This window comes from Streptomyces sp. NPDC001002 (genome assembly GCF_053599215.1).
The window spans coordinates 1-12,171 of the sequence record NZ_JBSFLV010000219.1; the positions used below are offsets into that span (position 1 = coordinate 1).

General features: G+C 70.7%; 12 protein-coding genes and 1 pseudogene. 5 read left to right on the forward strand and 8 right to left on the reverse strand.

The genetic code is table 11. The features are described 5' to 3' along the window. Positions 1-95: 95 nt before the first annotated feature. Positions 96-266 (reverse strand): annotated as a pseudogene (locus ACWDR3_RS44955) (aldo/keto reductase); the annotation flags it as partial. A 158-nt stretch (positions 267-424) separates the two neighbouring features. On the opposite strand from ACWDR3_RS44955, the gene ACWDR3_RS44960 reads away from it, so the two are divergent. The 5 genes from ACWDR3_RS44960 to ACWDR3_RS44980 all read left to right on the forward strand — a co-directional run bounded on the left by ACWDR3_RS44960 (position 425) and on the right by ACWDR3_RS44980 (position 5,550). Next, positions 425-1,084, forward strand: a complete 660-nt coding sequence (locus ACWDR3_RS44960) for an RNA polymerase sigma factor (protein WP_450358486.1) — start codon at positions 425-427, stop codon at positions 1,082-1,084. Then, on the forward strand, positions 1,081-2,142 hold the full coding sequence (locus tag ACWDR3_RS44965; RefSeq protein WP_450358487.1) for a CU044_5270 family protein: 1,062 nt from the start codon (positions 1,081-1,083) through the stop codon (positions 2,140-2,142). The genes ACWDR3_RS44960 and ACWDR3_RS44965 overlap by 4 nt, the downstream gene beginning before the upstream one ends. Positions 2,143-2,194: 52 nt before the next feature. Further along, positions 2,195-2,647 (forward strand): flavodoxin family protein, encoded by a 453-nt coding sequence (locus tag ACWDR3_RS44970; protein ID WP_450358488.1) that lies wholly within the window; start codon positions 2,195-2,197, stop codon positions 2,645-2,647. Positions 2,648-2,699: 52 nt separating this feature from the next. After that, entirely contained in the window at positions 2,700-4,319 is a 1,620-nt protein-coding gene (locus tag ACWDR3_RS44975) for a serine/threonine-protein kinase (protein ID WP_450358489.1), read from the forward strand. Positions 4,320-4,410: 91 nt separating this feature from the next. Beyond that, complete coding sequence (locus ACWDR3_RS44980; RefSeq protein WP_450358490.1) at positions 4,411-5,550, forward strand: serine hydrolase domain-containing protein; 1,140 nt, start codon at positions 4,411-4,413, stop codon at positions 5,548-5,550. A gap of 28 nt (positions 5,551-5,578) precedes the next feature. Here ACWDR3_RS44980 and ACWDR3_RS44985 read toward each other — a convergent pair whose 3' ends face one another. From ACWDR3_RS44985 to ACWDR3_RS45015, 7 genes are read right to left on the reverse strand one after another with little or no spacing between them, the layout of a single operon-like run. Beyond that, positions 5,579-6,241 carry an L-ribulose-5-phosphate 4-epimerase gene (locus ACWDR3_RS44985; protein WP_450358491.1) on the reverse strand — a complete coding sequence of 221 codons (663 nt, stop codon included), beginning with the start codon at positions 6,239-6,241 and terminating at the stop codon, positions 5,579-5,581. Next, positions 6,241-7,878, reverse strand: a complete 1,638-nt coding sequence (araB, locus tag ACWDR3_RS44990; protein WP_450358492.1) for a ribulokinase — start codon at positions 7,876-7,878, stop codon at positions 6,241-6,243. Before araB ends, ACWDR3_RS44985 begins: the two co-directional genes overlap by 1 nt. Then, positions 7,875-8,798 carry a sugar phosphate isomerase/epimerase family protein gene (locus ACWDR3_RS44995; RefSeq protein ID WP_450358493.1) on the reverse strand — a complete coding sequence of 308 codons (924 nt, stop codon included), beginning with the start codon at positions 8,796-8,798 and terminating at the stop codon, positions 7,875-7,877. The genes araB and ACWDR3_RS44995 overlap by 4 nt, the downstream gene beginning before the upstream one ends. 25 nt (positions 8,799-8,823) lie before the next feature. Beyond that, positions 8,824-9,636, reverse strand: coding sequence for a sugar phosphate isomerase/epimerase family protein (locus ACWDR3_RS45000; RefSeq protein WP_450358494.1), 813 nt, complete (start codon positions 9,634-9,636; stop codon positions 8,824-8,826). Beyond that, positions 9,633-10,400 carry an alpha/beta hydrolase gene (locus ACWDR3_RS45005; protein ID WP_450358495.1) on the reverse strand — a complete coding sequence of 256 codons (768 nt, stop codon included), beginning with the start codon at positions 10,398-10,400 and terminating at the stop codon, positions 9,633-9,635. Before ACWDR3_RS45005 ends, ACWDR3_RS45000 begins: the two co-directional genes overlap by 4 nt. Positions 10,401-10,416: 16 nt before the next feature. Further along, positions 10,417-11,112: a ThuA domain-containing protein gene (locus ACWDR3_RS45010; protein WP_450358496.1), complete on the reverse strand. Its 696-nt coding sequence runs from the start codon at positions 11,110-11,112 to the stop codon at positions 10,417-10,419. After that, positions 11,109-12,113 (reverse strand): zinc-dependent alcohol dehydrogenase, encoded by a 1,005-nt coding sequence (locus ACWDR3_RS45015; RefSeq protein WP_450358497.1) that lies wholly within the window; start codon positions 12,111-12,113, stop codon positions 11,109-11,111. The genes ACWDR3_RS45010 and ACWDR3_RS45015 overlap by 4 nt, the downstream gene beginning before the upstream one ends. Between the last annotated feature and the right edge of the window lie 58 nt (positions 12,114-12,171).

A 12,171-nucleotide genomic window follows, 5' to 3' on the forward strand; every position in this document is an offset into this window, starting at 1 on the left:
GCTGCGGCGAACGCACAACAGTGGTGGCCGTGGCCTTACGCCGATGGGTGCCGGGGTCGAGACATGGGCCGCCTGCTCGGTTACGAGGCGCAGTGCCCGAGGTCGAACGCGCGCAGGGCGATCTCGCGCTGCCTCTCGAAGGGGCGGTCGTCCCCGAAGTTGTGCCAGTAACCGAGGGAGAGCAGCGGGAGGTCGAGGCCGGAGCGGCCGGTCCGCCGGTATTGCATGGTGCCGTCGTAGCGCTCGGGATTCGCGAGGTGGTTCATGAGGTTCACTGTGCTCGCGCACGATTCTGAAGTCCAACAACCTCTTTTCATCGCATTCAGCGGTGTCGTTTCTGAATAGGCGGTGCTCGTCGGTGGGTCCGGGTGAGTGTGTGACGCGGATCACCGCAGCGCGGTCCGTGCGGCGGACAGGGAGGGGTGTGGAGACTTCACTGCGGGCCCGCGTGCGAGCCGGGGATCCGGACGCGTTCGGGCACCTCTTTGACGAGCACGCCTCGGTGGTCCACCGGCATGCCGTCCGAATGACCGGCAACTGGGTCATGGCCGACGACATCGTGTCGCTGACCTTCCTGGAGGCGTGGCGGCTGCGGGAGCGGGTGCTTCCGGGGGAGGACAGCCTGCGCCCTTATCTACTGGGGATCGCCACGAACGTCACCCGCAACACGGCGCGGGCGGCGCGAAGACATCAGGCGGCGCTCAGCAGGGTCCCGCCTCCCGACCCCGTGCCGGACTTCGCCGACGAGGTGACCCAGCGCCTGGCCGACACCGAGGAACTGGCCGCCGCGCAGAAGGCGTTGGGGAAGCTGCGCCGAGGCGAACGCGAGGTGTTCACGCTCTGCGTGTGGGAGGGCCTCGACGCCGCCACGGCGGCCCAGGCCCTGGGCGTGGCCGTCGGCACGGTACGGGGACGCCTCTCGCGGGCGAGGAAACGCCTGCGCAAGCTCACCGAGGCCGAACTCGACGGCGGTGGCAGCGGCGCAGGCTGCAGCAGGCCGAGCGGAGTGCAACGCCCGGACGTGGTCGGACAGTTGACGGGTGGCTGCCATCAGGCGGCTCGGTCCACGCAGGAGAAGCGATGAACACCAACCCGCGACGAGGCGACCGGTCGGCCGACCTCCAGGATCTGGCCGAGTTGCTGCCCGCGCCGGGCCGTCCGGTGCTCACGCAGGACCGCCACCGCGTCCTGAGGGAACACCTGATGCAGCAGATCACCCAAGAGGCCAGGGTCGAGACCGCTGTCGAGCAGCCGGCCGCGACGAACACACCAGCCGCGCCTCCTGCCCGCCGACGCCCAACTCGGCGCCTCGTCCTCGTCACGGCACCGCTGGCCCTGGCCGCGGTCGTGGGTCTGGGCGTGGTGGCGGTCGACAGCGCGCAGGACGCCGAGCGCGGCCCACGAGCCGCCGGTGTCACCCCGGACGACCCCCAGGAGACGGCCGCGCAATTGCTGGACCGGATCGCCCTGGCGGCAGCCGCCCGTACCGCGGCCCCGGTCCGCGACGACCAGTACATCTACACCAGGTCACAGGGCTCGTCGGACGAATTGGGCTGGCCCGCGACGCCCTCGAAGGACACCAAGGGGCTCTTCACGTCCGCCCCGGTGGAGTACGAGGGGACCGTCCGACGGGAGCAATGGGATGCCGTGGACGGCAAACGGAGCGGCCTGAGGAAGTCCGTGGGGCTGTCCTCGACGGGCGAACCCGACCCTGCCCACCAGGAGGTCATGACGATGTACGGCACCGGATACCTGACCTTCCGGCAGCTCCAGGCCCTGCCCACCGACCCCGACGCGCTGCTGAGGAAGCTCTTCGGCGACGCCGAGAAGGTGAAGGCGAGCCGCCGTACGGAAGTGGTCGTCGAGAATCTCGGCACCATGATCGACAACGCCACCCTGCTGCCCGACCTCAGTGCCGCGCTCTACCGCGCCACGGCCGAGCTCCCGGGCGTGCGGGTCGTCGATCACGTCAAGGACGCCGCGGGCCGGGAAGGCGTCGGCCTCACCTTCAAGGGCGCCGCGAAGGGCTACGCCTGGGTCTTCGACCCGTCCAGCCTCGTCTACCTCGGGACAACCGACGCCGCGCTCATGGAAGTTGGCGTCGTGGACAGAACGGGTGAGGTGCCGGGCGGCTCTTCCTGAGCCGGCCGCCGGAGGGCGTCCGCTCCGGCGGACGCCCTCTAGGGTGCGAGATGTGCCCACCTTGCTGATCGTGCATCACACGCCCTCGCCCACCTGCCAGGCCATGCTGGAGGCCGTCGTCTCCGGTGCGACCGCGCCCGAGATCGAGGGCGTCGACGTCGTACGCCGGCCGGCCCTGTCGGCGACCGCCTCCGACGTCCTGGCGGCCGACGCGTACCTGCTGGGCACGCCGGCGAACATCGGCTACATGTCCGGCGCCCTCAAGCATTTCTTCGACCAGATCTACTACCCGTGTCTGGACGCCACTCAGGGCCGCCCCTTCGGCTACTACGTGCACGGCGGGAGCGACGTCACCGGGGCGGTGCGGGCGATCGACGCGATCACGACGGGCCTCGGCTGGCGGCGCGCCGCCCAGCCCGTGACCGTGACGGGGACGCCGGAGAAGTCCGACGTCGAGGCGTGCTGGGAGCTGGGCGCCACGCTCGCGGCGGGCCTGACGAGTTGAGGAGGAAGGGTGCCGTCCGCCGCCGGACATGGCGTCCTTTATGCTCCTCGCCATGAACGAGGGGGACAGCGGCAGACGGGTCGTGGACGGGCGTTTCGAGCTGGAGTCGCGGCTCGGTGGCGGCGGTATGGGCACGGTGTGGCGCGCCCGCGACCTGCTGCTGCACCGGAGCGTGGCGGTCAAGGAGGTCCGGCCCGCGGACCCGGATCTCGCCGAGTACGACCCGCCCTCGGCGCGGATGCTGCGCGAGCGAGTGCTGCGCGAGGCACGCGCCCTGGCCCGGGTCCAGCATCCGAACGTCGTGACGATCCACCACATCGTCGACGGCGGCGAGGGCACCTACCCGTGGCTCGTCATGGAACTGGTCGAGGGCGGCTCGCTCGCCGACCGCCTCGCCCGCGGCCCGATGGCCCCGGCCGACGCAGCCCGCCTCGGCCGCGGTGTCCTCGACGCCCTGAACGCCGCGCACGCGACAGGCGTCCAGCACCGTGACGTGAAGCCCGCCAACGTCCTCCTCCGCACCGACGGCCGGCCCGTCCTCACCGACTTCGGAATCGCCGCGATCCGCGAGTCCACCGCGCTCACGGCCACCGGTTCGATCATCGGCACCCCCGACTACATGGCCCCGGAACGCGTCACCGGCGACGAGGGCGGCCCCGCGGCCGACCTCTGGTCGCTGGCGATGATGCTGTACGTCGCCGTCGAGGGCCACCACCCGTTGCGCCGCGGCACGACGCTGGCCACGCTGGCCGCCGTACTCCACGAGGACGTGCCGCCGCCGAAGCAGGCCGGGGCCCTGACGCCCGTACTGACCGCGGTTCTGGTACGTGATCCCGCGGCGCGGCCCGACGCGGCGACCGTCGACCGGATGCTGGCCGCTGCCGCGGAGGCCGTCCCGGAGCCGGTCACCTCGTACCCCCTGGCACCTCCGCAGGACGCGCTACCGGTCCTGCCTCCGCCGCCCGCCGAAACGGTTGTGCCGGGTCGTTCCACGGGTTCGCGTCGTGCGGTGATCGCCTCTGCCGTGGCGGGTGTCGTGCTGGTCGGTGGGCTGACGTGGGTGACACAGTTCGGGGGCGATCGTGATGAGGGGTCGGGGTCCTCGGGGGCGGGGCCGACGGGGAAGACCACGTCGGCGTCCACACCTGGGTCGCTCGGTTCCGGGTCTGCCACCGGGACACCGGCACCGGTACCGACCGGGAAGTCGGCCTTCTCCACAGGCATGCTCACTCCCAAGAGCATCCGGACCGCGCTGAAGGCCATCGAGGACAAGACGGGCAGACACATGTTCGGCAATGTGGCCGTCTACGTCGACTACGTATCGGTGTGGGCGATGGTCCCTGACAGCAAGAGGCACTACGACACCTACAGCTACCGGCCGGGCAGGGGAGTGGAGAAGGGCATCAGCAGCGGCAACCTGACCAGCGACCAGGAGCCGGTGAGCCTGAAGAACTACAACTGGGACGCGGTACCCGGACTGCTCGCCTTCGCGCAGAAGAAGTTGAACGTCGACAAGCCGACGTCCGCCTATCTGAGTGTGAGAACGCCCAGCAACGTCTTCGACACCCCTGCAAGCATCTCGGTGTATCTGATTGGCGAATACGACGAAGCCGGCTATCTGGTTGCCGACCCACAGGGCCACGTGACGAAGGAATATCCCGTCGACGGGTGACCTGTTCGGCCGTATGCAGCAACACCGGAGGTCACTCCCGCGGCCGGAGGAAAGGCTGGGCCTGCCCCGCCCCCCGTCCCCGGGAGAACCCATGCCCCTCCGGATGCTCGCCTGTGCCGTCGTCGCCTGCGTGACCGCACTCGGCCCCGCCACCACCGCTACCGCCGCGACACACGGCGACGACCTCCAGCGTCAGGCCGAACAGTTCGTCGAGTCCCCGGGCGGACCGCCCGGCCTCATCGCCGTTCTCCAGAAGGACGGCGAGACCCGCGTCGTACGGGCCGGCGTCGCCGACCTCGCCACGGACCGTCGGCCCCAGCCCGACGACCACATGCGCATCGCCAGCACCGCGAAGGCGTTCAGCGCGGCGGTCGCCCTCAGCCTCGTCGACCGGCACGCGCTGCACCTCGACGACACCCTGGGGCGACGGCTTCCGCAACTGCCCAAGGCCTGGCACCGGGTCACCCTGCGACAACTGCTGAACCACACCAGCGGCCTGCCGGACTTCTCGCGCAGCGAGGCGTTCCTGAAGATCGTCACCGCCGACCCCCGCCACCACTTCGACTCCCGCCGGCTGCTCGACTTCGTGGCCGATCAGCCACTGGGGTTCAAGCCGGGAAGCCGCTACGTGTACTCCAACTCCGACAACATCGCCGTGGCCCTGATGGCGGAGGCGGTGACCGGGACACCGTACGAGAAGCTGCTGCGGACCTTGGTCTACCGGCCGTTGGGACTGCGGGACACCAGTCTGCCGCAGGGGTACCGGATGCCCGAGCCCTACCTGCACGGCTATGACGTGGCGCCGCCCTCGCCGGTGGAGGACGTCAGCGAGGTCCTCAGCGCGTCCGGCGTGTGGGCATCCGGCGGGATCATCTCCACGCCGGCCGACATGACCCGGTTCGTGCGTGGCTATGCCGGAGGGGCGCTGTACGAGCGGTCAAGTGTGCTGGCGCAGCAGCGGAGTTGGATCGCCGGTGCGTCCGAGCCCGCCGGTCCCGGTGCCAACATGGCCGGTCTGGGCATCTTCCGCTACGCCACCCGGTGCGGTGTCGTGCTGGGGCACACCGGCAACTTCCCCGGTTACACCCAGCTGATCGCGGCCACGCCGGACGGGCGCCGGTCCCTGACCTTCTCCGTCACCTCGCAGATCAACCAGGCTCAGGCGCCCGAGCAATTGAAGCGGATGCGGGCCATCGAGGAGAACTTCGTCTGCGCCCTGATGAGCGCGTAGGAGGCACCCAGGAAATATAGGAGCGCGCTCAGGCGTCCCCTTGGCCGTAGTGGTTCCGGTAGCGGTCGTGCAGGGCGTCCACCGTCTGTGCCGTGAGGGCCGCGGACTCCCCGAGTTGGCGGGACAGATGCACGGTCCGTGCCACGTCCTCGCACATGACGGCGGCCTTCACCGCGGCCCGCGGGCTGTCGCCGATGGCGAAGACGCCGTGATTGCGCATGAGGACGGCCGGCGATCGGTGGCCGCGCAGGGTGTCGACGATGCCGCGGCCGATGGCGTCGTCGCCGATCGGCGCCAGCGGGCCGACCGGGATCTCGCCGCCGAACTCGTCCGCCATGGCGGTGAGTACGCACGGGATGGGTTCACCGTGGGCCGCCCACGCGGTCGCGTAGGTGGAGTGGGTGTGGACGACTCCGCGCACCTCGGGCAGGGCGCGGTAGACGTAGCCGTGCGAGGCGGCGTCGCTGGACGGGCGGAGTGCGCCCGTCACGGCGACGCCGGTCAGGTCGCACAACACCAGGTCCTCCGGCCGCAGTTCGTCGTACGGGACACCGCTCGGCTTGATGAGCATCAGGTCCGGCGCGACCCGGGCCGAGACGTTGCCGGAGGTCCAGGTGACCAGGCCGTTGTCGACGAGAGTCCGGTGCAGGGCGTGCAGTTCCTCGCGCACTTCGGCGATGGCATCGAGCATCAAGGACTCCTCGTCTTCAACGCGTGCAGGCGGTGCAGGACGTCGTTGCCCCCGCGACCGAAGTGGTCGTGCAGTCGCACGTACTCCTCGTACAGCTGCTGGTAGACCCGCTGATGCTCCGGGACCGGCAGGTAGGCGGCATGGTGACGGCGGCTCATGGCGGCGGACGCGGTGCGCACCTCGGGATGGATGCCGGCGGCCACCGCGGCGTGGACGGCCGCTCCGAGCGCGGGCGCCTGTGCGGAGTCGACGATGCTCATCGGCAGCCCTGTCACGTCCGCGTAGATCTGCATCAGCAGCGGGTTCTTGACCAGGCCTCCGGCGGCGACGAACTCCGTCACGGGCAGGCCCGCGGCGCCGAAGGCGTCCAGGATCACGCGGGTGCCGAACGCGGTCGATTCCAGCAGTGCCCGGTAGATGTCCACGGCCGTGGTCGACAGCGTCATGCCGAGCAGTGCTCCGGACAGTTCGTGGTCGACCAGCACCGACCGGTTGCCGCCCATCCAGTCCAGGGCCAACAGCCCGTGCTCGCCCACTCGTTGCCGCGCGGCGAGCTCGCCGAGCACCTCGTGCACGCCACGGCCCGGTTCCTGGTAGCGCTCGGGTACGGCGTTGTCGACCCACCAGGCGAAGATGTCGCCGACCCCGCTCTGCCCGGCCTCGTAGCCGAAGGACCCGGCGACGATGCCGCCGTCGACCACCCCGCAGGCGCCGGGGACCTCGCGCAGCAGGTCGGAGTTCAGCATGTGGCAGGTGGACGTGCCCATGATGGCGAGCAGTTGGCCGTTCCCGTAGGTCTGGGCCGCGGCCGCGGTGACGTGCGCGTCGACGTTGCCCACCGCGACGGGCGTGCCCTCGGGCAGCCCGGTCCAGGCGGCGGCCCGCGCGCTCAGTCCGCCCGCGCTGCTGCCGAGCGCGGTGAGCGGATGGTCGACGCGCGTGCGGTACACGTCGGCGAACCGCGGGTCCAGCGCGGCGAGATAGTCCTCGTCCGGGTAACTCCCGTCCTGGTAAAGGCCCTTGTACCCGGCGGTGCACGGATTCCGGCTCTCCCGTCCGGTCAGCTGCCACACGATCCAGTCCGCCGCCTCGATCCACCGTTCGGTGGCCGCCCACACCTCGGGGTCCTCTTCCAGGATCTGGAGCGCTTTCGCGAGCTGCCACTCGGCGGAGATCCTGCCGCCGTACCTGGACAGCCACGGCTGCCGGGTCTCGTGCGCGAGGGCGGTGATCCGCTCGGCCTGTGCCTGGGCCGCGTGGTGCTTCCACAACTTCGGCCAGGCGTGCGGGCGTTCGGCGAATCCGTCCAGGACGCACAGGGGCGTTCCGTCGGCGAGCACGGGCAGCGGCGTACTGGCGGTGAAGTCGGTCCCCACCCCGGCCACGCTCGCCGGATCGATCCCGGCCCGCGCGACCGCCTCGGGCACCGCCTCGCGCAGGACCGCCAGCCAGTCCCGCGGGTCCTGCAACGCCCACAAGGGTGGCAGTTCAGTGCCTGACCCGGGCAGGGCGCGGTCGATTACGCCATTCCCGTACGGATGCTCCACACAGGCCAGTTCGGCGCCGTCGACGGCGCTCACCACGAGCACCCGTGCGGACAGGGTGCCGAAGTCGATCCCGAGGACATGCGCGGTCATGACCGGCCCTCCCGCCCGGGAGCATGCGTGGTCATGACCGGGCCCTCCTGCCACTCACGCAGGAACCGCAGGCCCTCCACCGCGAGCGCGTCCTGGGACTCCGCCAGCGGGCGCCAGATGGAGGCGGCGGTGGCGATCGAGGCGTTGTCCGCGGTGAACGACTCGATGCCGAGCATGCCCCGGTAGTCGATCTCGGTGAGGCACTCCCGGATCAGCGGCCAGTCCTGCAGATCGTGGCCCGGCGTGCCCCGGTCGTTCCCGCAGACCTGTAGGTGCAGCAGCCGGTCGCCGGCCGCGCGGAAGGCCGCGCGCAGATCTCGCTCCTCGATGTTCATGTGGTAAGTGTCCAGGTTGAGCCCCACATTGCCGGGCAGATCCGCGATCAACTCGCGCACCTGTGCCGCCGTGTTGAGCAGGCTCGTCTCGTAGCGGTTGAGCGGTTCCACGGCCAGCGCGATGCCCTGCCGCCCCGCGTACTCGGCGCACTCGGCGAGGCTGTCGCGCAGCTCCCGCAGGGTCGCCGCGCGCTCCTGCGGGGACATCCGCCATGTGCGGCCCACCGACGTGTACATCGGGCCGATGACCATCGCCGCGCCGACCCCCGCCGCCGCGTCCACCGCGGCGCGGACGTAACGCTTGGTCGCGTCGACCGTCGCCGTGTCGGCCGCCGCCAGCTCACGGCCGGGCCCGAACACCGCACCCACCACACAGCGCAGCCGCAGCTCCGACAGCAGCGCCGAGGTCCGGGCGGGATCCCAGTCGCCGACGTTCTCCAGCGGCAGCTCGACGGCGTCGAACCCCCAGCCGGCGATCCTCGGCAGGGTGCCGGCGAGCAGGTCGTCAGTCAGCGGCGAGTGCCACACGAAGGTGTTCACCGCGATGGGCAAGTCGACCATGGGCGCCTTTCGCACGTCGCTCATGCGCGTCCTTCCGGTGGAGCGGAGGTCACCTGATCACCGCTTCCAGTACGTGCCGCACGTACGCCCCGTTGCGGGCCACGGCCCGGTCGGGGTCCGCCTCGGCCTCGGGCGACTCGTCCTCCAGCACGATCCAGCCCGTGAAGTCCGTGTCCGCCAGGAACCTCGCGACCGCCGGGATGTCGATGATCCCCTCGCCGGTCCGGGCCCAGGACCCGTCCGTGTGCATGTCCTTGACGTGCACGTGGTCGACGCGGCCCCGGTACCGGCGCACGATCTCCAGCGGATCCATACCGCCCTTGGCGAGGTGCCCCAGGTCGGGAGTGAATCCGATCCGCTCCGGCAGATTCGCCAACAGATACGCGTAGTCGGCCTCCATGCGGAACACCGACCCGGCGGGGGAGTTGGGATGGAAGGTGCAGTGCACGCCCGCGGCTTCGGCCCTTGCGGAGACCGCGTCCACGCAGGACAGCAAGTTGTCCTGACGGGCGCGCAGTTGAGCCCGGTCCGATCCCGGGAACTGACACAGGTTGATGACCGCGCCGTCGATCCCGGCGACCGTCTCGATCACCTTGTCCGCCCCCGCGGCTTCCTCCGCCGTCTCGCGGGGTCCGCTCCACTCCTCGACCAGACAGAGCGCTGCCAACTGCACGCCGTGGTCGGCCAGTTGCGACCGCAGGCCGGACGCGGTCCAGTCGTCGCCGAGCATCACCACCTCGGGTTCGAAGCCGGCGAACCCGGCCTTCGCGCTCACCGAGATCATGTGGTCCAGCCGGCCCCGGTAGGTGTCGACGGTCATCTGCCAGCTGTAGGTCTGGCAGGCGAAGCGGATGTCGGTCACAGCGGCCGTTCCTCTCCCAGAAGCCATTCCTCGACGATCGTGTTGAAGCGGTCCAGTTGTTCCCAGTGATGGGTGTGTCCGGCACCGGAGAAGATCTCCAGGGTCGCGCCGGGGACGGCTTCGGCGATCTCGCGGGACAGCCGGGGCGGGACGAACACGTCCGCGTCCCCTGCGGTCACCAGGGTCGGTACCCGGAGGCCGCCGAGCCTGTCCAGCGCGTCGTGGCTCACGCAGGCGGCCGCTTGAGCACCGAACGCGGAGCAGGACATCCGGTCGGGCGCGGTCCGCTCGGCCAGCAGCTCGTGCTGGTGCTCCGCGAACCATCCCGGCGTCCAGATCAGCCATTGCAGCAGCGCGGTCGCGGCTTCCGGGCGGTCCCAGATCAGCGGGAGCGTACGGAAGATCTCCGCGGTGTGCGGATCGCAGCGGGCCCAACTCGCCACCAGCACCAGCCGCGACACCAACTCCGGGTGGCGCAGCGCCAGTTCCTGGGCGATCGCCCCGCCCATGGAGATCCCGGCGACCCGCACCGGCCCCAGGCCCAGCCCCTTGATGAGGTCCGCGTAGTCGTCGGCCATCGCGGCGGTGGTGTACGGCCCTGGCGGGGCCGGTGAGTCACCCGCGCCCCGGTTGTCGGCGGCCAGGCACCGGAACCTCCGTGACCAGGCAGCGGTGTGCGGCTCCCACGCGGTGCCCGGCGCGCCCAACCCCATGATCAGGACCAGGGGTTCGCCCACGCCGTATTCGGTGTACGCCAGTTCCACTTGTGGGCTCCTCCCCTCAACCCAGGCACCAGCGCGTGGCGTTGATGAGAAGACGGCGGAACGCCTCCAGCGCGAAGTCGTCCGGGTGCCCGAGGCTGGTGTAGAAGACCCGGCCCTTCGGGCGCTCCCGTACCCAGGCGACCGCGCCGGCGGTCGGTGCGTCCTCCGGAGCGATCGGCTCGCCGTGGAGCAGCGGTCGGCAGTCCGGCTGGGTGCGTACGCGGTACAGCCAGGACCGGGAGGTGAACCGGTCCGGAAGACCGGCGAGGACCGGGTGTTCGCCGGGTACGCGGGTGACCGTGGTGCGCGAGGAGTGGCCGTGATGGCTCACCCAGGGCGAGCCGAGCACGTCCCGGCCGAAGCCCTCGTTCCATGGCGCCCAGGGTGAGTCGTCGGGGTAGTGGAAGGCGTGCGTGGAGGTGCGCAGGCCCAGTACATTCCCGCCGCGCCGTACGTAGTCCGTCAGTTGGGCCATCTGCTCGTCCGGCAGGACGCGGAAGCGGGTGTAGATCACCAGCAGGTCGGCGTCGGCCAGCACGCCGAGGTCGCCGAACGTTGAGGCGGGGAACTCCGGATAGTCGTCGAGCACGTCCGGGACCAGGAAGTGGAGCTTCGCGTCGGGCAGTTCGGCCCGCAGGTCGTCGGCGTAGGTCTTCATGGTGCGGTGGGACTCGTACTCGCCCTCACCGGCGAGGATGACGATCGAGCTCATCGCAGGCCCTCCGCTCCGTGCGGGAGCAGGAACACCTTGCCGCACTCCCCGGTGTCCTGGAGATCCATCGCGGCGGACACCTCGTCGAGCGGGAACCGCGCGGTGATCACAGTGTCCAGCGCGTCGGCCGCGGTGCGGACGGTCGTCCACATCTGGTCGGCGTAGCGCTGGTGGTTCCAGTGCCAGCACCCGAAGACGTCGGCTCCGATCGGTACGAGCGGCGGCAGTACGACCTCGCCTCCCCAGGCCACGATGGACAGGCGGCCACGCGGGCGCAGTGCGCGAGCCGCGAGGCTCGCGGCTCCCGGGGCTCCGCTGGTCTCGACGGCGGCGTCCACCTCGGCCAACTCGCCCGGGTCGAGGGCGCGCGGGTCGAGGACCTCGACGGCACCGAGGTCCGCAGCCAGCTTCTTTCGGTACTCCTGGGTCTCCAGCGCCAGCACCCGCGCCCCACGCACCCTCGCATGGACGATCGCGCCCAGACCCACCGGTCCGCAGCCGGAGACGAGGACGGTGTCCGACGCGCCGGTGTTCATCCTGGTGTGCGCGGTGAACCCGGGCCCCAGTCCGCACACGGTGAGCGCGGCTCGGTGCAGCGGGATGTCGTCCGGTATCGGGAGCAGCAGCCAGTCCGGCTTGAGGACGTACTCGGCGTAGGTCGCGGTGCCGTAGCCGTTGCCGCTCTCGGCGAGTACGACCCGGCCGCTCCGGCAGTGGATGTGTTCGCCGGCCGTGCACAGCGAGCAGGTGCCGCATCCGTTCTGCGGCATGACCACCACCCGGTCGCCCGCCCGCACCCGGGTGGACGTGCCGGCGTCCTCGACGATCCCGGCCGCCTCGTGGCCCAGTACATCGCCGAGGTTTCCCGCCCGACGGTCCTTGAACTCGGTGCACATGGGCGCGATGAGGATCTTGACGACCACGAGGTCGCGGTGCGCGTGCGGGCGTTCACGCTCGACGAGTTCGACCCGGCCCGGCGCGGTGATCGCCGCCGCCTTCATCGGGTTGCTCCGCTCGCGCGGGCCCGGTCAGATCTGAATATCACACGACTGAACACCA

What these genes read in the sequence shown, in the direction of transcription:
- ACWDR3_RS44985 (WP_450358491.1), bottom strand. Translation starts at nt 6,241, where the DNA reads ATGCTCGATGCCATCGCCGAAGTGCGCGAGGAACTGCACGCCCTGCAC.
- ACWDR3_RS44965 (WP_450358487.1), top strand. Translation starts at nt 1,081, where the DNA reads ATGAACACCAACCCGCGACGAGGCGACCGGTCGGCCGACCTCCAGGAT.
- ACWDR3_RS44980 (WP_450358490.1), top strand. Translation starts at nt 4,411, where the DNA reads ATGCCCCTCCGGATGCTCGCCTGTGCCGTCGTCGCCTGCGTGACCGCA.
- ACWDR3_RS44975 (WP_450358489.1), top strand. Translation starts at nt 2,700, where the DNA reads ATGAACGAGGGGGACAGCGGCAGACGGGTCGTGGACGGGCGTTTCGAG.
- araB (WP_450358492.1), bottom strand. Translation starts at nt 7,878, where the DNA reads ATGACCGCGCATGTCCTCGGGATCGACTTCGGCACCCTGTCCGCACGG.
- ACWDR3_RS44995 (WP_450358493.1), bottom strand. Translation starts at nt 8,798, where the DNA reads ATGAGCGACGTGCGAAAGGCGCCCATGGTCGACTTGCCCATCGCGGTG.
- ACWDR3_RS45010 (WP_450358496.1), bottom strand. Translation starts at nt 11,112, where the DNA reads ATGAGCTCGATCGTCATCCTCGCCGGTGAGGGCGAGTACGAGTCCCAC.
- ACWDR3_RS45015 (WP_450358497.1), bottom strand. Translation starts at nt 12,113, where the DNA reads ATGAAGGCGGCGGCGATCACCGCGCCGGGCCGGGTCGAACTCGTCGAG.